The sequence below is a fragment of the Streptomyces sp. NPDC001902 genome (assembly GCF_042891295.1).
GTDB lineage: Bacteria > Actinomycetota > Actinomycetes > Streptomycetales > Streptomycetaceae > Actinacidiphila.
In genome coordinates this window covers 145,162-162,847 of record NZ_JBIATA010000011.1, presented here as the reverse complement: position 1 = coordinate 162,847, position 17,686 = coordinate 145,162, and the positions used below count along the sequence as shown (strand labels likewise).

14 protein-coding genes are annotated in these 17,686 nt (G+C 74.0%); 3 read left to right on the top strand and 11 right to left on the bottom strand.

Annotated elements, in window-relative coordinates; translation table 11 throughout:
• Positions 1-64 precede the first annotated feature (64 nt).
• Entirely contained in the window at positions 65-616 is a 552-nt protein-coding gene (locus ACFYYN_RS19990; RefSeq protein ID WP_500546884.1) for a glycine-rich domain-containing protein, read from the bottom strand.
• A gap of 619 nt (positions 617-1,235) precedes the next feature.
• Positions 1,236-1,361, bottom strand: coding sequence for a hypothetical protein (locus ACFYYN_RS19985; protein WP_500546883.1), 126 nt, complete (start codon positions 1,359-1,361; stop codon positions 1,236-1,238).
• Between the two features lie 210 nt (positions 1,362-1,571).
• Between ACFYYN_RS19985 and ACFYYN_RS19980 the strand changes: the two genes are divergently transcribed.
• Positions 1,572-1,910 (top strand): DUF4333 domain-containing protein, encoded by a 339-nt coding sequence (locus ACFYYN_RS19980; protein ID WP_500546882.1) that lies wholly within the window; start codon positions 1,572-1,574, stop codon positions 1,908-1,910.
• Positions 1,911-2,195: 285 nt separating this feature from the next.
• On the opposite strand, the gene ACFYYN_RS19975 is transcribed toward ACFYYN_RS19980, so the two are convergent.
• Both ACFYYN_RS19975 and ACFYYN_RS19970 read right to left on the bottom strand, forming a co-directional pair.
• Positions 2,196-4,082, bottom strand: coding sequence for an ABC transporter ATP-binding protein (locus ACFYYN_RS19975; RefSeq protein WP_500546881.1), 1,887 nt, complete (start codon positions 4,080-4,082; stop codon positions 2,196-2,198).
• A gap of 297 nt (positions 4,083-4,379) precedes the next feature.
• Positions 4,380-4,715: a hypothetical protein gene (locus ACFYYN_RS19970; protein ID WP_500546880.1), complete on the bottom strand. Its 336-nt coding sequence runs from the start codon at positions 4,713-4,715 to the stop codon at positions 4,380-4,382.
• A gap of 648 nt (positions 4,716-5,363) precedes the next feature.
• Between ACFYYN_RS19970 and ACFYYN_RS19965 the strand changes: the two genes are divergently transcribed.
• Positions 5,364-5,906, top strand: a complete 543-nt coding sequence (locus ACFYYN_RS19965; RefSeq protein WP_500546879.1) for a glycine-rich domain-containing protein — start codon at positions 5,364-5,366, stop codon at positions 5,904-5,906.
• A 116-nt stretch (positions 5,907-6,022) separates the two neighbouring features.
• The gene (locus tag ACFYYN_RS19960) at positions 6,023-6,919 is read left to right on the top strand and encodes a class I SAM-dependent methyltransferase (protein WP_500546878.1); all 897 of its coding nucleotides are present in this window, start codon (positions 6,023-6,025) and stop codon (positions 6,917-6,919) included.
• Here the strand turns inward: ACFYYN_RS19960 and ACFYYN_RS19955 are convergent.
• The 7 genes from ACFYYN_RS19955 to ACFYYN_RS19925 form a co-directional block, all read right to left on the bottom strand.
• Positions 6,914-7,774, bottom strand: coding sequence for an alpha/beta fold hydrolase (locus ACFYYN_RS19955; RefSeq protein ID WP_500546877.1), 861 nt, complete (start codon positions 7,772-7,774; stop codon positions 6,914-6,916). The genes ACFYYN_RS19960 and ACFYYN_RS19955 overlap by 6 nt on opposite strands.
• Positions 7,775-7,830: 56 nt before the next feature.
• Positions 7,831-8,610, bottom strand: coding sequence for a dienelactone hydrolase family protein (locus tag ACFYYN_RS19950; protein WP_500546876.1), 780 nt, complete (start codon positions 8,608-8,610; stop codon positions 7,831-7,833).
• 250 nt (positions 8,611-8,860) lie between these two features.
• Positions 8,861-10,651, bottom strand: a complete 1,791-nt coding sequence (locus tag ACFYYN_RS19945; protein WP_500546875.1) for an alkaline phosphatase family protein — start codon at positions 10,649-10,651, stop codon at positions 8,861-8,863.
• Between the two features lie 269 nt (positions 10,652-10,920).
• Complete coding sequence (locus tag ACFYYN_RS19940) at positions 10,921-12,327, bottom strand: cytochrome P450 (RefSeq protein WP_500546874.1); 1,407 nt, start codon at positions 12,325-12,327, stop codon at positions 10,921-10,923.
• Complete coding sequence (locus ACFYYN_RS19935) at positions 12,324-13,328, bottom strand: NAD-dependent epimerase/dehydratase family protein (protein WP_500546873.1); 1,005 nt, start codon at positions 13,326-13,328, stop codon at positions 12,324-12,326. The genes ACFYYN_RS19940 and ACFYYN_RS19935 overlap by 4 nt, the downstream gene beginning before the upstream one ends.
• 713 nt (positions 13,329-14,041) lie before the next feature.
• Positions 14,042-14,941 carry a hypothetical protein gene (locus ACFYYN_RS19930; protein ID WP_500546872.1) on the bottom strand — a complete coding sequence of 300 codons (900 nt, stop codon included), beginning with the start codon at positions 14,939-14,941 and terminating at the stop codon, positions 14,042-14,044.
• Positions 14,938-17,682: a PEP/pyruvate-binding domain-containing protein gene (locus ACFYYN_RS19925; protein WP_500546871.1), complete on the bottom strand. Its 2,745-nt coding sequence runs from the start codon at positions 17,680-17,682 to the stop codon at positions 14,938-14,940. Before ACFYYN_RS19925 ends, ACFYYN_RS19930 begins: the two co-directional genes overlap by 4 nt.
• Between the last annotated feature and the right edge of the window lie 4 nt (positions 17,683-17,686).

Genomic DNA, 17,686 nt, shown 5'->3' with positions numbered 1-17,686 from the left:
CAGGCCGGCGGCCCCTGACCGGACGGACCCGGCGCACCACGCGGTGCGCCGGGCTCCGCGTCGCCTACCACCAGATGACGACGTATCCGTTGCCGCCAGCGTCACCGGGGGCGATAGGACCACCGGCGCCGCTGTTGCCGCCGGTGCCCGCGTTCGGCGGCGCGGGCTGGACCACTCCGTCCACTGCCGGACGGCCGCCCGGGGTCGCGGGAGCATTCGGGTTGCCAAAGGTGCCGGTCCCGCCGCTGGCGCCTTGCCTGGCTGTGCCCTGACCAGGACAAGTGCCCGTGCCGCCGGCGCCACCGTTCGTAGTTTGCCCGCCGTCGCCGCCGAAGGCGGTCACGTTATTGGGGCCGCTGCTCACAACGGTGTTGCCGCCTGTCAGACCTGGCCCAGGCCCGGGTGCGCCGCCCGGCCCTCCTGGGCCGACGACTACCGTCACTGCAGGCCCGGGCGTAAGGACGCACCAGGCGAAGCCGCCGGCACCGCCACCGCCACCAGTGTGGGCGAGGTCTGATCCCGCGCCGCCCCCGCCGGCACCCCACGCCTGGACGAAGACTGAGGTGACCCCCGGGGGCGGGAGGAATAGGAAGGTACCGGGCTCGTCGTAGTCCATCAGGCCGTGAGCCGGGGCGACACCAGGTGGCCCCTGCGGGCCGGTCTCTCCTTGCGGGCCCTGAGGTCCGGCAGGTCCGGCGGGCCCCTGCTGGCCAGTCTCGCCCTGAGGACCGGCAGGACCGGCAGGGCCAGCGGGCCCGGCAGGGCCAGGAGGCCCAGGCGGGCCGGGAATGCCGGGGCGCCCCGGGTGCCAGTGATAGCCAGGGCGGCTGGGGCAGTACCCGGGGAAGTACGGGAACAGCAAGCAGGGGTCCGCGAGACCGGTGACAGCGCCGGGTTTCGCGGCGTCAACCTCGCCACCCTCGGCGCTCCCCGCGTACGCGGCGCCCGTCAGAGCACTGGACGTCAGGGCCACGCTCGCGGCCACCGTCCACATCCGCACACCCACTCGGCGCCGCCGTAGCGGCGCCTGAGGCACGGCTATTCGAGACAACACGTCACCTCCAACAAGGGGCCCGCACCGCGCGGCAGGCGCCGCTCCCCAGGAGAGAAAAACTGTCGAAGACAGCAGCGAGCCCACAGCAAGAATCGCCCTGCGTAGCGTGCTGTGCACATTCAGTAGCCGAGTGGGTGACCTGCCCTGATCGGCGCGCCACACGGTGCGCCGGGCCCCACGGTCACGGCCCGCCTGTGATGAGGCCGAGGAGGTCGAAGCCGCGCTGGAAGACCACGGCCGCCACCAATACCGCCACGAGCGCCATGACGATCGGTTCGGCCCCGTTGGACAGACCCCCGAAGGACACGCCGATCTCGCGCCCGCCGTGAGCACCCGGACGACGATGCGCACCCACTTCCGATCGGGCCCTGCCTCGATGCCCTGTCGCTGCTCGTCGAGGAGCGCCCGCCACGCCCCCGCAGGAGATGGCCCTGGCGGGAGCGCAGCGATCGAGTAGTCCCCTGTCGGCTGACTGCCTCTCTTGTCAGCCGACCAGGGGTTCGGTAGGACTGCTCGGGTGACTGATCAACGAAGCTTTGCGCGCACCGTCATAGCGCTGTCCTTGGCCGTGGTCGCCGCCTGTGCGGTAGTGGTGACGATCAAGGTGGCCCAGGGCCCCATTTCAGTCGAACCACCGCGCGTGCTGGATCAGGAAGCGCTGGAGAAGCAGGTGGCGGGTGAAGCCGGCGGTCTGAAGAAGGACAACCCCGGCGCCTTCGTGGACTGCCCCCTGTCCGTCGTGGTCAAGGAGGGCACCACGTTCGACTGCACGGTGTATGGAGACACCAACCCTGAGACGGTGCAGGTGGAGATCACCAGCGATCAAGGTGACATCCTGACGACGCCCGGCGGGTAGTAAGCGGCGGGAAGCGCCCTGCGTCAACATGCCAAGGCGCGATGACCAGGCACTCCGGCGGACCGGGGTGGGCCGATCTCTGGGTGGACAGCACTGATTGCTTCCTCAGAGGGAACTGGCGGCTGCTCCCAGAAGCGGTTTCTGGCCAAGATCCGCGGGTGGCGGGAGCCGAGATGGCGCCGCGAGTGCCGAGGCCAAAGGTGGTGTGGCCGCGGCCGCACGGGAGCGGGTCGGAACGGGGTGGGAAGGGACGGTTCGTTCCGAAGCGGGTTCGTCCGCCATACGTCAGCGCACCGTGTCCGGCAGGAGGCCCTCCTCGCGGAACTGCGTGCGGTAGAGCTCCGCGTACCGGCCGTCAGCCGCCAGGAGTTCGGTGTGGGTGCCGCGCTCCAGGATGCGGCCGTCCTCGACGACGAGGATGAGGTCGGCGGCGCGCACCGTGGAGAGGCGGTGGGCGATGACGACGGCGGTGCGGTCGGCGAGGGCTTCGGCGAGGGCTTCCTGGACGGCGGCCTCGGAGGTGCTGTCGAGGTGGGCCGTGGCCTCGTCCAGGATGACGACGCGCTGCCCGGCCAGGAGCAGCCGGGCGATGGTCATGCGCTGGCGCTCCCCGCCGGAGAGGCGGTAGCCGCGTTCGCCGACGACGGTGTCGAGGCCGTCGGGGAGCTCGGCGACCAGCCGGTCGAGACGGGCGCGGCGCAGCACGTCGCGCAGTTCCTCGTCGGTGGCCTCCGGCCGGGCGAGCAGCAGGTTGGCCCGGATCGTGTCGTGGAAGAGGTGGCCGTCCTGGGTGACCATGCCGACCGTGGCGCGCAGGGAGGCGGCCGTCAGGTCGCGGACGTCGGCGCCGCCGACGCGGACGGCGCCCCCGTCGGCGTCGTAGAGGCGGGGCAGCAGCTGCGCGATGGTCGACTTCCCGGCGCCGGAGGAGCCCACGAGCGCGACGGTGTGGCCGGGTTCGGCCCGGAAGGAGATCCCGTGGAGGACCTCGCCGCCGACGCGGGTGTCCAGCGTCGCGACCTCCTCCAGTGAGGCCAGCGACACCTTGTCGGCGGACGGGTAGCCGAAGCGGACGTCCTCGAACTCGACGGCGACGGGCCCGTCCGGCACGGGGCGGGCGCCGGGGCGGTCGGCGATGAGGGGCTCCAGGTCGAGGACCTCGAAGACCCGCTCGAAGCTGACCAGGGCGCTCATGATGTCGACGCGCGCGCCCGCGAGTGCGGTCAGGGGCGCGTAGAGGCGGGTCAGGAGGAGGGCGAGGGTGACCACGGAGCCGGCGTCGAGGGCGCCGGTGAGCGCGAAGTGGCCGCCCAGTCCGTAGACGAGCGCCAGCGCGAGGGCGGAGACGAGGGTGAGGGCCGTGATGAACGCCGACTGCGCCATGGCGGTCCGCACGCCGATGTCCCGTACCCGCCGGGCACGTTCGGCGAAGCGGGCCGACTCGTCGGCGGGCCGGCCGAAGAGCTTCACCAGGGTGGCGCCGGGTGCCGAGAAGCGCTCGGTCATCTGGGTGCCCATGGCGGCGTTGTGGGCCGCGGCCTCGCGCTGGAGGCGGGCCATGCGGGTGCCCATGCGGCGCGCCGGGACGACGAAGACCGGGAGGAGGACGAGGGCGAGCAGGGTGATCTGCCAGGACAGGGTGAGCATGACGCCCAGGGTCAGCAGGAGGGTGACGAGGTTGCCCACGACGCCGGAGAGCGTGTTGCTGAACGCGCGCTGGGCGCCGATCACGTCGTTGTTGAGACGGCTGACCAGGGCGCCGGTGCGGGTCCGCGTGAAGAAGGCGACGGGCATGCGCTGGACGTGGTCGAACACGGCGGTGCGCAGGTCGAGGATGAGGCCCTCGCCCAGGTTCGCGGACAGCCAGCGGTTCAGCAGCCCGAGGCCCGCCTCGGCCACGGCGATCACGGCGATCAGCACGGCCAGCGTGGTGACCCGGCCGGGGTCGCCGCCGGAGACGATGGCGTCGACGATCCAGCCGGCGAGGACCGGGGTCGCCACGGCGAGCAGCGCGGTCACGGTGCTCAGCAGGACGAACTGGGTGATGCGGCGCCGGTGGGGCCGGGCGAAGGCGCCGACGCGGCGCAGGGTGTCGCGGGCCAGGGGGCGTCGGTCCTGCGTGGCGTTCATGACGCTGTGCAGCTGGGTCCAGGCCGTGGTCTCCATGCTCATGCAGTGACCGTAGAACCTCGACCGACCTTGAGGTCAAGCGACCCCGCAAACGCGCCGGATCCGGGGTGCCCGCACCCGGTCCCGGGCCGGGATCACCCGAGCCGGTCCGGCTATTGGATGTGCATGACGACGTGCCCGAGGCGATGCTCGCCTCGAGGGGCGGCTACGGCTCGACGGTCGGCTCCGGCTCCGCGGGCTCCTCCCGCTGTGGCCCCCGGCTTCGCCGCGCCGCCGCCCTCCCATGGGCGCCGACGCGGCCCGCCCGGCACCGTGGGCGGGCCGCGTCCTCGTCCCGGGCTACGTCACGGGCAGGAACGGCTTCTTGCAGTGCATGCAGATCATCTGCTTCAGCCACTCCGCACGCTTGCGCTGAGAGATCTGCTCCTTGCCTCGCTCCCGCGTACCCCACACCGCCCCGCCGACCGTCACGAGCAGCCCCAGCAGGATCACCCCCGACACCAGCAGCGCCACCCCGAACCCGGCCACCAGCAGCGGCCCGATCAGCGCTGCCTTCTCCTCCGCCGGTTGCGCGAAATCCTTCTTCAGTGCCGAGCCCGGATCCATCGTCGCCACGTACAGCTCCAGGCTCTGCACCTGAGTCGACCCGCATCGCTTGCACTGCAACACCGCCACCGCATCCCCCGATCCGTCGACAGACAACGAGAATGCGGGTTACCCCGCCAAGTCGACAAGATGACAAAACGCCTCGCGCGGAGGTTGTGCGGCCCGGGGATCACCCGGTCCGGCTACTGGATGTGCATGACGAGGTGCCCGAGGCGAGGCTTGATGCGGGCCCGCCGCTGTCCACGACCGCTCACTCTCCCCAAAAGCGGTAGCTGCCGCCCGTCGTGGGCCGTTCCTGGAGGTGACGTGGTGTCTCGAACCGTCGTGCCCCGCGTGTTGCGGGCGGTGGTCACGAGCGTGGCCCTGGTGGCCGGTTCGATGGCGGGTGCGGCCTACGCGGTCGGCGCGGACGGTGGCCTCGCGCCCGAGGTCGGCGGACCCCAAGCCGGGAAGCGTGCGGCCCAGCCGTGCTCGTTCTTCCCGTACCTGCCCTGGCACTGCCCGGGCCGGCCGGGCCGCCCCGGTCCACCGGGGCTCCCCGGTCCGCCGGGACCTCCCGGGGCCTCCGGCCCTCCCGGCCCGCAGGGACCCGCAGGCCCTCAGGGGCCGCAGGGCGGGACCGGTCCGCAAGGACCCGCCGGGCCCGCCGGACCGGACGGCCCCCAGGGGCCCGCCGGGCCTCAGGGGCCGCCCGGAACCGCAGCCGCCCACGGCCTGGTGGACTTCGACGACGACGGTGTGTTCGTGCCGCCCGCCGCGGTGACCACGGTCTTCGTCCAGGCATGGGGCGCCGGCGGGGGTGGAGCCGTAGGCGGCGGCGCGATCACCGGCGCCGGAGGCGGCGCCGGCGGCTTCGCCTGGTGCGTCCTCCCCGTCCAGCCGGGCACACCGGTCGCGGTGGACGTCGGCGCCGGCGGCGCCGGTGGCGCCGGCGCGGCCAACGGTTCTCCAGGGACGCCGACCGAAGTGGACAACAACCTGGGCGGCGTCGTGTCGGCCGGTGGGGGCGGGGGCGCGTCGCTGCTCCTCGGCGGCAGCGGTGGCACGGGCTTCTGTCCCGGGCAGGGCACCGTCCGCATGGGCGCGGACGGCGGGATGGGCAACCCGCCACCCGGCGCCCCGGGTCAGGGCGGCCGCCCCGCGGTGGACGGCGTCGTCCAGCCCGCTCCGCCCGGTGCGGGCGAGGGCGGCGACGGCGGCAGCGACACCGACGCTCCGGGTTCGGCGGGCGGCGACGGATACGTCGTCATCTGGTGGTGACGCACCGCCCTCCGGTCCGAGTGCGCCCGCCCTCGCCTTACGGCCTCCCCCGGATTCCGGCCGGAGATCGATATCCTCACGTTCAGTCGGCGGACCACCTCTCCAGGGAGCAGTTCATGCCACATTCGGGAGAAACCGCGGACGGAATTCCCCGGCCGCAGCGGTTCGCGGACGTCGAAGGCTGGTTCTGGCCGGTGGACCAATTGCTCTTCGACTGGTTCCTGCGGTGGCAGAACGACCGGGAACACCGGGGTGACCTGCTGGAACTCGGTGCCTACATGGGGAAGAGCGCCATCTTCATGGGCGGCTACCTCCGTCAGGGGGAGCGGTTCACGGTGTGCGACCTGTGGGATTCCCCGGCCGTGGACGACCCCAACAGCGCCGAGATGAACAAGGCGTACGCGACTCTCACACGCCGGGCTTTCGAGGCCAATTACCTGTCGTTCCACGACCGGCTCCCCACCATGGTGCAGGGCCCGACCTCGGTGATCACCTCGCACGTCGGCGCCCGCAGTTGCCGGTTCGTGCACGTCGACGCGTCGCATCTGTACGAGCACGTCTCCGGCGACATCGCGGCCGCCCGCGAGCTGCTCCTCCCGGAGGGCATCGCGGCCTTCGACGACTTCCGGAGCGAGCACTGCCCGGGAGTCGCCGCCGCCGTGTGGGCGGCGGTGGCGACGGTCGGACTCAAGCCCGTCGTGGTCACGAGCACCAAGCTCTACGGCACCTGGGGGGATCCGGAGCAGGTCCGCGAGGAACTGCTGCGGTGGCTGAGGACGCGCCAGGACCTGTGGCACGCCGTGGACCAGGTGGCGGGAGTGCCCCTGATCCGCATCAGGGGCACGAAGGCGAAGTCCCCGGCTCTGCCGGTCTCCCGCCACGAGCCGCTCAACGGGCACCCGTCCCCGTTCGGGGAACGGGCCTCCGCCGCCCGCCGCCTGGCCAAGGACCTCGTCCCTCCGGTCCTGGCCCGCGCCGTGCGGGCGGCGTCCCGCCGGCGCCGGACGTCATGAGGTGCTGAGCCCGTCCTCACCCCCCAGGAACCCTGCGACGGACGTCACGAAGCGGCCGGCGTCGTCGAGCCAGGGGAAGTGCCCGGCCCCGGGCTGGACGACGAGCCCGGCGTCCGGGAACAGCGCGGCGAACTCGGCGACCGTGGCCGGGGGCGCCCCCAGGTCGACCTGCCCGGCCAGCAGGAGGACCGGTGACGCCAGCCCGGCGAGCGCGGCACGGGTGCCGTCCGGGTCGAAGGCGCCCTCGGCGCCGAAGGCGGACACGACCTCGTCGCTCATCTGCTCCCGTTCCGCCGCCTGATGGGCCCGCGCCACCTCGTCCCAGCGGCCGTAGGAGAACGGCGCGACGGCCTGCCACCGCTCGGCGGTGGCCTCGCCCGCCACGATCGCCTCCAGGGCCGCGAACGCCTCCGGGAACCACGGTTCGTCCCGGCGCAGCAGGGCCGTCTCGCGCCGGAGGCCGCCCGTGATGGGCAGGCCGACGGCCCGGACGCTCGGCGTGACGAGGACGAGGCTGCCGACCCGGTCCGGATGGCGGCCCGCGTACCGCGCGGCGAGGTTGGCCCCCGCGCTGTGCGCGAGCACGTCCATCCGGTCGAGGCCGAGGTGCCCGCGCAGGGCCTCGACGTCGTCGACGAGCCGGTCGCAACGGCAGGAGGCGATGTCCCGCGGGATCCCGGACCGGCCGGTGCCCCGGAGGTCCAGCCTGATCAGCTGCCGGTGCGCGGACAGGCCGCCGAGGTCACCGAGGTACACGGAGTCCTGCGGCCCGCCGGGCAGGCAGACCAGCGGGCGGCCCGAACCGAGGACGTGGTAGGCGAGTTCGGTGCCGTCGTACGAGGGGAAGACGGGCATGGCGGAGATCCTTTCGGCGGTGCTGGGGGAAGCGCGGTACCGGGGGGCCCGGAGGGTCAGTGGTGTGCCTGTCGCGCGCCGGGGCGGTCCCGGACCAGACGGCGGGCGAAGAAGCGCTGTTCGCTCTCCACCTCGGACGTGGGCAGCTCCATGTGCCGGCCCGGGTTGGCACGGAGCGTCTTGTCGCGGGAGGCGAAGGCGTCGAAGAGTGCGAGCGACGACGACCGCGGCACCAGCTCGTCGTCCCACTGCAGGAGGAAGCGGACCGGGACGGTGATCCGGGCCGCCGTCCCGGCCAGGGACTGGTGACCGAGCAGCCCGAACACGGCGGCGGTGATCCGGGGTTCGGCGGCCACGAGCGGTACGCCGACGGCGGTGCCCAGCGACACGCCCCAGAACCCGACCGGGGCGTCCGGGCCGACACGGCCGTGGGCCTGCAGGGCGTCCAGGGTGGCCCGCCACTCCGGGACGGCGCGGGTGGCCAGCGCCGCGTTGTGGGCCGCGATGAGCGGGGCGACGGGCCCGCCCGAGGCCACCGCCTCTCTGATGCGTACCGCGGCGGCCTCGTCGGCGGCGGTCCGCGGGCGGTCGCCGTGCCCGGGTGCGTCGATGGCGGCGACCGCGAAGCCGCCGGTCGTCACATGGTGGTGGGCGCGAGCCAGGAGGCCCGGGGCCTTCTTGTCCCGGCCGCCGCCGTGGGCCAGCAGGATCAGCGGGCGGTCGCCCGCCGCGTCGGCGGGGGCGTCGGCGGGGGACCAGAGCACGCCGGTGATGTCGCCGAGGACGAAGAGGTGTTCCGAGACGCCGTTCGCGGTCGTCTCCGAGAGGAAGCGCATGGCTCGATGCCTTTCGGGATGCCTTCGGGCACTCCCGGGGACACGTGCGTCAGAGGGTCCGCGCAGCCGTGCGGGAGGGGAGCACCCGGCCTGTTACAGCGTTGATGGGTCTCACCTCCTCGGTCGTCACTGCACGGTGACGCTATCAGGCCCGTGATCGTGGGGCAGCCGGTTTTCCCGGCCCCTTCCCCGGCCCCTTCCCGGCGGTCCCGTCGCCCCCCGGCGGTACGGGGGGCGACGGGGAGAAGCCCTAAGGCTGTCGGGAGGTGAACGCGGTCAGGAAGCGGTCGCGGAAGGCGTCCATCCGCCAGACCGGCGCGTCGTGTTCGGGCTGCAGCCCGTCGCTCCAGCCCCAGTCGGAGACCTGGTCCAGCACCTTGGGGTCGTGGGCGACGATCGCGACCGGCACGTCCCGGCTGGCGTTGACGCCGACGACCGTCGACACCGGCTGGTGGTCGCCGAGGAAGACCAGCACGGTGTTCTTGTTGCCGTACTTCGTCACGAAGTCGATGAGGCTGGTCAGCGAGTACTGGATGGCCTTGCTGTACTCCTGGCGCACCTGCTTGGGGTCCTTCCAGACCTCCTTGGGGTCCTTGCCCTCCTTCTTGATGGCGTCGTAGACCGAGCCGTCGCCTACCTGGTCCCAGTCGATCATGTGGGGGATCGGCGCCCAGGGGTTGTGGCTGGAGGCCAGGATGATCTCCGACATCATCGGCTGGTTCGACGCCTTCCCGTGCTCCAGGCGCTCGAACGCCGACAGGGTGTACTGGTCGGGCACCGGCGACCAGCTGAACTTGGGCCCCTGGTACCCCATGGTGCGCGAGTCGTGGATGTGGTCCAGGCCGAAGAACTTGCCCTCCGGCCAGGCCCGGGTGACGCCGGGCATCATGCCGACCGTCCGGAAGTCGCCGGTGCGCTTGAAGGCACTGGTGAGGGTCATCCGGTCACTGGAGCTGACGTAGCGGTAGCGCTGCTGGTCCGGGACCCACAGCCCGGACAGGAAGGTGGTGTGGGCGAGCCAGCTGCCCGCGCCGGTGACGGGGGAGGTCAGCCACCCGCTGCGGGCGGAGAAGCCCGCGTCGGCGAGCTGCTGCGTGCCGCCCCGCAGCACCGCGTCGACGTCCGGCGCCATCGCCGGGTTCTCGACCGCGTCCCGGCCGTAGCTCTCGATGAACGTGAAGATGACGTCCTTGCCGCGCAGCCCGGACAGCAGCTGGTCGGACGGGATCTTCGCGAACGGGTCGTTGGCCACCTTCTTGGCGAACACCTTCTGGTCGGCCAGGCCCTGCTGCACCATGTCCACCTGGCCCCGGACCCGCAGGCTGGCGTCCTTGGCGGCGAAGTTCAGCCCGGAGACCTGGAGGCCGAGCGTCGCGCACGTCATCCAGACCACGCCGGCCACCAGGGTGCCGCGGCGTGCCACCGAGGGGTGCCGCACCATCACCTTGCACAGCCGCACGATCGCCAGCGGCATGAGCACGAGGAGCGCGAGGACGGCGAGCAGGGCCCCGGCCAGGGCGCCGTACGCGGTCGTCGCCCCGGCCGAGTCCTTCAGGAACGACAGCCCGTCGGAGAACAGGGGCCAGTCGAACAGCAGGTAGAACGGGCGTTGCAGCGTCTGGTAGAAGCCCATGTCCACGCAGTTGAGGACGACCAGCAGGCCGAGCAGGACCCCGCTGAGGACCGCCACCACGCGCCGGGGCCTGGGCGGCAGCACGAGCAGCAGGGCGGCCAGCAGGATCGGCTCCGCCGGGACGCGGACGAAGCGGGAGGCGGTCAGGTAGGGGAGCCGGTCGGGCATCAGGAAGGCGAAGAGCACCAGGGCGGCGGCGAGGATCGTGAGGCTCCACGACACGGCGCGGGTGACGTCCGGGTGCCGCTCCCGCCATCGGGCGAGGGCGCTGCCCGCGGCGGGAGCCGGTTCGCCGGGGTCCTCCTCGTGGGCCTGCTCGTCGTCCGCCCCGAGGTCGGGGGCGGGAGCCGCCTCCGCTTCGGGCTCGGGCTTCGCTTCGGGCTCGGTCTCCGCCGCCTCCACCTCCACCTCCGCCTCCGCCTCCGCCTCCGCCTCCGCCTCCGCCTCCCGAGCGTCGCCCGGGGGTGGTTGCTCCGTCGTGTCCGCCTGGTCCGTTACCGGTCGCTGATGAGCGCTGGAGAGCGACAACCCGAAGTTCCTTCCAAGCGAGCCACAGTGATGGGGGCGACCCCCGCTGGAGGAGCTTGGGCCACCGACAAGCCTGTACGGCTCGCCCCACGCCCTGGTTCACCCATCTCCCGTACGTCGGGAAAACGGACCATTGCATGGGGATGTCTTTACGGAAGCGGGAGGGTCTCCACCTGGGCGTCCTCGCGGGGCACGCACCGCATCGGCATCGCGGTGGGGTGGACGACCGCGCCGCGGGCGAGTTCGCGCACGTGCGGGCCGGCGTCCGCCGGGCGCAGGCGCCACCGGGCGGCGACGGTGGCGACCTGGATGACGGCCTGCGTGAGGGCGAAGACGTTGCCCGGGCACTGGCGGCCGCCTGCGCCGAAGGGGATGGACGCGGCCCTGGGCAGGCGCGCGGCGCGTTCGGGCAGCCAGCGGTCGGGGTCGAAGGAGAGGGGGTCGGGGTGGAGTTGCGGCAGGTGGTGCAGGACGTACGGGCTGAACAGCACCGTCGCGCCCGCCGGGACGCCGACGTCACCGAGGAGCACCTCCTCCGGGGAGAGCCGCAGGATGATCCACGGCGCGTACCGGCGCAGGGCCTCCTGGACGACGCGCTGGGTGTGGGGCAGGTGGGGCAGGTCCTCGAAGACGGCCGGGCGCCCGCCGAGGACCCGGTCGGTCTCCTCGTGGAGCCGGCGCTCCACCGCGGGCTCGCGGGCGAGTTCGTGGAAGACCCAGGCCAGGGTGGCGCCGGTGGTCTCGGTTCCTGCGACGAGCATGTTGACCAGCTGGTCGTGGACCTGGTCGTCGGTCAGCCGCTCCCCGGTCCCCTCGTCCGCGGTGAGCAGCAGGACGGAGAGCAGGTCGCCGTGGTCGGTGCCGTCGGCGCGGGCGGCCTCCACCACGTGCCGGGTCGCCGAGCGCAGACGCCGTACGGCCCGGTCGAAGCGCCGGTTGGCGGGGGTGGGCAGCCGCAGCAGGGCGTCGGGGAGCATGGAGCGGCGCGGGATCTCGTCCAGGACGACGGGAAGCGAGCGCTGCACCTCGGCGACGGCCTCCGCGCCGAGGTCCGAGGAGAACAGCGCCCTGGCCACGGTGGTGAGGGCGAGCGCGTTCATCTCCTCGTCCACGCGCAGGATCCCGCCCGGCCGCCAAGCAGCGGTGCGCTCGGCGGCGACGGCGCTCATGGTGGCCGCGTAACGGGCGATGCGGGCCCGGTGGAAGGCGGGCTGCATCAGCCGGCGCAGCCTGCGGTGCTCGGCGCCGTCGGCGGTGCCGACGCCGGAGCCGAGCAGAGGGCGCACCTTCTCGATGAGCACGCCCTGGTCGAACCGGCCCGCTTCGCCGACCAGCACGGAGCGGACCAGTTCGGCGTCGTTGACGACGTACGCGGGCAGGCCGCCCAGGCGGATGCGGACCACCGGGCCGACGGCGGGGAGCGAGCCGAGGAACTCCAGAGGCCGGCGCAGCAGTGCGGGGCCGTGGCCGAGCAGGGGCAGCGCACCGGGGGCCTCGGGAGCGCGCCGGACGGCGGAGGGTGCGTCGGCGGTCGCGGTGGTGGGGAGGGGGGTCACGGCGTCCCGTCTTCCGTCGGGCCGGCGGTCGCTGCCGCCGGCGGGGCCAGAGGGGCCAGAGGGGCGAGATGGGTGAGCGGGGCGAGGTAGGCGCGGTACCAGGGCGCGGCGGCGGCGAAGCGGGTGGCGAAGGCTCCCGGGGTGTGTCCGGTGCGCCGCCAGACGCGGCCGCTGTCGTAGTGGTGGTCCTGGCCGAACAGCGCGAGGTGGCGCAGGTTGCGGGGCCGCCCGGCGAGGAGCTCGCGGGCCTCGTCGTACGTGAGGTCGGCCGCGGGGGCGGGCACGCCCAGGTGCTCGGTGAGCGCCGCGGTCAAGTCGCGCACGGCGACCGGCTCCGGGTGGCCGACGTGGAGGACCTCCCCGCCGGGCACCGGACCCCAGTCGGCCACGGCCAGTGCGGCGATCGCCGCCGCCAGGTCCTCGACGGCGACCAGGGAGAGCAGGGCCCGGCCCCCGTCAACGGAGACCGGGAGCGCGGTGAGGGTGCGCACGAGCTGTGGGACCAGCCATCGGTCGCCCGGCCCGTACACGAACAGCGGCCGCAGTACGACGCCCCCGGCGGCCCGGACCGCGCGCTCGCCAGCGAGCCGCGAGCGGCTCACGGCGGAGACCGGCGCGGGGACGAGGTCGCCCTCGGCGGCGCCGCGGTGCGGTCCGTCGCCGTAGACGGCGGCGGTGCTGAGGTGGACGATCCGCCGCACCCCCGCACGCCGCGCCTCGGCGACCAGGGCGGCGGTGCCCCGGTCGTTGACGAGGCCGCAGGCCCGGGGATCGTCCTCGTCCACGGTGCCGGCCAGGTGGAGCAGGGTGTCCACGCCGTCGCAGACGCCGTGCAGGGTGCCGCGGCGGGCGAGGTCGGCGTGGACGAGGCGGGCCGCGGGGTCGGCGACGGGCGGGCGACGGTGCGTCAGCAGCCGCAACTCCACCGGCTGGCCGCGGAGTAGACGGTGGACGGCACGGCCGGTGAAGCCGGCGGCGCCGGTGAGCAGGACGGTCCTCATCGGGCACCTCCGGGGGCGGACGGGAAGCCGACGGCGCAGGCCCTCACCGCGGGCATCGGCCGGGCGGCGTTGCGGTGGTGAGGGAAGCCCGGCGCCGTCATGACCGGCAGCGCGCAGGGCGGGGCCGTGGATGGGCGGTGGTATTCCGGTAGTGGCAACTCGGGTCGATGACCGCAGGGTTGGTGGTTGGCAGCGGTCGTCATCGCGGGCCTCCGGGGGCGGAGGGGAAGCACGTCGGCCACACGGCGGTGCGGCGGTGCGGGAGGTCCGGTGCTGCCGAGGTCGGGAGGGCTGGCGGGGCGCTGGGCAGGGTGGTGGATGGGCGGTGGTGTTCCGGTGGTCGCAAGTCCGGTCGGGGGTCGCAGGGTTGGTGGTTGGCAGCGGTCGTCATCGCGGGCCTCCGGGGGCGGCGGGGAAGCACGCCGGTGCGGCGGTGCGGGAGGTCCGGTGCTGCCGAGGTCGGGAGGGCTGGCGGGGCGCTGGGCAGGGTGGTGGATGGGCGGTGGTGTTCCGGTGGTCGCAAGTCCGGTCGGGGGTCGCAGGGTTGGCGGTTGGCAGCGGTCGTCATCGCGGGCCTCCGGGGGCGGCGGGGAAGCACGCCGGTGCGGCGGTGCGATGGTGAAGGAAGCCGGACGCTGCCGAGCCCCGGAGGGTTGGCGGGACGCAGGGCAACTCCGCTCGGTGGTTGCGGAGTTGCCGGTCGCCAAGGGTCGTCATCGGGGGCCTCCGGGCGCCGCGGACTGGATGAGCAACGCCGAGGTGAGCAGGGCGGACAGGAAGCCGACGACGAAGGCCATCGCCGCGGGCACCGGCCAGGCTGCGGCGCGGTGGCGCAGGAAGCGCAGCGCCGCCATGACCGGCAGGGCGAGCAGGGCGCAGGGGAGCAGTGCCCGGGGGTCGCGCAGCAGGGCCGCGGCCAGCACGGTGGCGAGCACCGCCCAGCCCAGCGCCGTCAGGGCGCTGGGCACCGGGCCGATGACGCCCGAGTACGTCCGGGAGCCGGGCTCGGACCGCCAGCGGGTCTTGCGGGCGAACTCGAAGTGCAGGAAGACGCAGGCGGGGACGAGCAGCAGCGGCAGCGCGTGCCAGCGGGCCGGCACGGGCGTGGAGGCGGTCAGGGAGACGTAGACGTACACGCTGAGCAGCAGTTGCACCGGGTGGGTGACGGCGAGGTTGAGCAGGACGCCGTCCCGGAGCCGGGGGGACCACCGCTCCAGCACCACCAGCAGCCAGGAGTAGGCGAGGCAGGCGGCGAGCGGGAGCAGCGAGACCGGCGACAGCGCCGCGTTCAGCGTGACGAGGAGCACCGCCACGGCGCCCATCGCGCACCGCAGCTGGGCGACGGTGACCGTGCCCCGCACCAGGGGGCGGTCCGGGTTGTACGCACGGTCGTAGTCGAGGTCCTTCTGCTCGTCGACCATCCGCAGCCAGAAGAGCGCCAGGACGGCCGAGGCGCAGCGCACCGCCGTGCCGGCGCCGGGGTGCCAGGGCGTGCGGGTCGCCGCCGCGGCGGCGGCCTCCAGCGACAGCACCCACAGCGTGGCGTAGGGGACGTACACGTACGGGGTGAAGACCTGGACGGTGAAACGGAAGAGCGCGGTCGCCGTCCTCATCGGCCCGCCTCCGGCGGGGACGCGAGGATCTTGACGCGACCGGTGGAGCCGTCCATCTCGATGAGCGCGCCGTCGGGGATGGCGGTGGTGGCACCGGAGACGGCGACGACCGTGGGGATGGCGAACTTGCGGCCGGTGATGGCGGTGTGCGAGAGCAGGGTGCCGCGTTCCACGACCAGCCCGCGCGCGCCCAGCATGAGGAAGAGCCAGCCGGGGTCGGTCTCCCGGGCCACCAGGATCATGTCCGGGCACGGTTCGACGGGCCGCAACGGGTCGAGGACGACGCGGGCGGTGCCGCGGACGACCCCGCCGCTGGAGCCCAGCCCGGACAGTTCCCCCTCGCCGTGCCCGTTGGCGGCCGTCGTCGCCGCCGGGCCGCCGGGGAGCCGGTCGCGGACCGGGCCCAGGGTGGTGAAGCCCGGCGGCAGGTCCGGCCCGGGGACCTCGTACTCGGCGCGGCGGACGTCGGCGAGCGCCTGGAGGTTGCCGCTGACCCCGCTGCCGTCGTACCAGCCGAACAGTTCGTCCTGGGTGAGGTGGACGACGTCGCCGGGGTCGCGCAGCACCCCGCGCGCGTGCAGGTCCTCGCCCAGCGAGGCGAAGACCGCCTTGCTGTAGCCGAAGAGCTCGCTGCGGAAGTAACGGGAGTTCTCCCGGTGGGTGATGGCCCGGCGCAGGGCCGCCAGCAGCGCGCGCACCAGCCGCAGCCGGGGCGAGCGGGCGCCGAGCGCGGCGGCCAGCCGTTCCTCGGCCGCGGCGCGCACCCGTAGTTCGGCCGCGCGCAGGGCGGGCCCGTCGAGGCCGCCGGCGGCGTGCTCCCCGGCCATCCGCAGCAGCGTCCAGGGGGTGCTGCGGAGGTTGGGCCGCTCCATCTTCAGTTCGTGCAGGCCGCGGTCGCCGTAGCGGTCGAGGTGCTCCAGGGCGGCCGCCCGCGTTTCCTGCCCGTACGCGCCGTCCCTTACGGCACGCCAGAGCTCCGGGCCCGGCTCCGGGCCGGAGCGCAGGGCGGCGGACAGCCGCGGGTCCCGGCGTACGGCTCCGGCCAGCCGCAGCAGCGACATCACCGCCTCGCTGCTGCGGTTGGACTCGTCGCCGCAGAGCAGGTCGCCGAGGAGGCCGGGGCCCTCGTGCGGCGCCCAGCGCGCGAGCAGCCGGCCGGTGATGCCGGCGGTGGTGCCGAGCACGGAGTCGTTGAGGAGGGTGACGCCCCAGTGGTTGCCGGCCTGCCGCCACACCTCGCGGTGGTCCTGGATGCGGGCGAGCGGATCAATGGCCGACCAGTCGGCGCCGCGGCGATCGGCGATCAGCGCCTCCCACCACTTCTCGAAGGCCGTCATGGACCGGTGGTGACCGGCGACCAGCCGGACGACCCGGGCCACCGGACGGACCAGCCGCACGGGGGAGGGGGCGGGCGCCGCGGCGGGGCCGCTGCCCTCGGCCAGGCCCATCATCGACTCCCACGAGGCGCGGAACCACGGGAAGACGGCGAGACGGCCGTGCAGCCGGTACCAGGACTCCAGGTCGTAGTGGATCCGGTTGCGGTGCAGGCCGATCATGCGCTCGAGGTACGGCTCGTCGTCGTGGAGGGTCCGGGCCGGCACGCCCAGCCTGCGGTACAGGTCGTGGAAGATCGTGCGGTAGAACCGCTGCGCGAAGGAGTAGGTCAGCGCGGTGGTGGGTCCGGGGAAGCTCTCGGTGACGTTGGCGCTGCTCCACAGCCGGCGAAGCCGCAGGTCGACCGCGACCGGGCGGGACTGGACGAGGTGCACCCGTCCGTCGGCGGTGACGGCGCCCTCGACGTCCTGCGGCCGCCCGCCGAAGAGCTTCTGCACGGTGCGGCCGAGGGCCGCCAGTTCCCGTACGAGCGGGTCGTCGAGGACGGGGACGTCGCGCAGTTCCGGCGGCACGGGCTGCGGCACGGGCCCGGCGTCGGGGCGCCGCGGGTCGGGGACGAGGCGTTCGGGCTTGGTGGCGACGACGCGCTCCAGCCGCTGCTCCGGGCCGCGCAGGAAGTAGTGGTCGACGCCGACCTTCTCCTGCACGACGCCTTCGCCCAGGCCCAGGCCCGCGGCGATCAGGGTGTCGGCGGCGCCCGTCCCCGGATCGCAGGTGAACATCACGAAGGAGCGTTCCGCCGGCACCATCCGCTGGACGCCGACGGCGACCGCGACGCCGTCGGTGCCGCCGGAGTCCACCGGCAGGCCGCGGGCGTGCCGGTAGAGCAGGGCCTCCGCGTTGTGCCCGGAGGCCCAGCAGGCCCGGACCCGGTCGACGAGCGCGGCGCGGCGCACCTGCAGGAAGCTGTCGCTGAGCCCCGCGAAGGGGTCCTCGGCGGCGTCCTCCCCGTGGACACCCACGGTGCAGGCCCGTACGGCGGCCGGCGCGCCGGGGCCGATCACCTCGTCGAAGGCGGCGAGCAGCCGCCGTTCGGCCTCCGGCGGCAGGGGCGCGCCGGCGTACAGCTCGCGGATCCCGGCGGCCGCGGCCCGGACGGAGGCGGGGTCGGCGAAGTCCGCCGACCGCAGCAGGGCGTCGATGCGCGGGCGCAGCGGCCGGGTGAGGGCGCGGTGCCAGTCCGCGGGCAGGACGAAGAAGGCGGGCACGGTCAGTCCGGCCTCGCGCATCCGGGCGAGCCGCGCGAACTTGTGCCCGCAGTCGTCGGGGGTCATCCGTTTCCCGTCCAGCAGCGGGACGAGGGCGTTGGGACGCCGGCGGGCGCGCCGGCCCCTGTCGTCGGTCACGGTC

Excerpts from the sequence above, each read along its gene's own strand:
- ACFYYN_RS19990 (WP_500546884.1), bottom strand. The coding sequence starts at position 616 with ATGGACTACGACGAGCCCGGTACCTTCCTATTCCTCCCGCCCCCGGGG.
- ACFYYN_RS19975 (WP_500546881.1), bottom strand. The coding sequence starts at position 4,082 with ATGAGCATGGAGACCACGGCCTGGACCCAGCTGCACAGCGTCATGAAC.
- ACFYYN_RS19960 (WP_500546878.1), top strand. The coding sequence starts at position 6,023 with ATGCCACATTCGGGAGAAACCGCGGACGGAATTCCCCGGCCGCAGCGG.
- ACFYYN_RS19955 (WP_500546877.1), bottom strand. The coding sequence starts at position 7,774 with ATGCCCGTCTTCCCCTCGTACGACGGCACCGAACTCGCCTACCACGTC.
- ACFYYN_RS19950 (WP_500546876.1), bottom strand. The coding sequence starts at position 8,610 with ATGCGCTTCCTCTCGGAGACGACCGCGAACGGCGTCTCGGAACACCTC.
- ACFYYN_RS19935 (WP_500546873.1), bottom strand. The coding sequence starts at position 13,328 with ATGAGGACCGTCCTGCTCACCGGCGCCGCCGGCTTCACCGGCCGTGCC.
- ACFYYN_RS19930 (WP_500546872.1), bottom strand. The coding sequence starts at position 14,941 with ATGAGGACGGCGACCGCGCTCTTCCGTTTCACCGTCCAGGTCTTCACC.